Annotated in this window: 1 pseudogene; it reads right to left on the reverse strand. The window is 54.8% G+C overall.

The annotated features are described in order from the left end of the window. Positions 1-482 (reverse strand): annotated as a pseudogene (locus tag KUA57_RS09465) (hypothetical protein); the annotation flags it as partial.

Raw genomic sequence — 482 nt, forward strand, 5'->3', positions numbered from 1 at the left:
GTAGCAAGTGCATCGGCTTCAACGAGCGCGGTAGCAAGTGCCTCAGCGTCAACTAGCGCAGTAGCTTCAGCTTCAGCGTCAACAAGTGCAGTGGCTTCAGCTTCAGCATCGACAAGTGCAGTGGCTTCAGCTTCAGCATCGACAAGTGCAGTAGCAAGTGCATCGGCTTCAACGAGCGCGGTAGCAAGTGCCTCAGCGTCAACTAGCGCAGTAGCTTCAGCTTCAGCGTCAACAAGTGCAGTGGCTTCAGCTTCAGCATCGACAAGTGCAGTAGCTTCAGCTTCAGCATCAACCAGTGCAGTAGCTTCAGCTTCAGCGTCAACAAGTGCAGTGGCTTCAGCTTCAGCATCGACAAGTGCGGTGGCCTCAGCTTCAGCATCTACTAGTGCAGTGGCCTCAGCTTCAGCGTCAACAAGTGCGGTGGCCTCAGCTTCAGCATCTACTAGTGCAGTGGCCTCAGCTTCAGCGTCAACAAGTGCGGT

Source organism: Streptococcus vulneris (assembly GCF_019218685.1).
GTDB classification, from domain to species: Bacteria; Bacillota; Bacilli; order Lactobacillales; family Streptococcaceae; genus Streptococcus; species Streptococcus vulneris.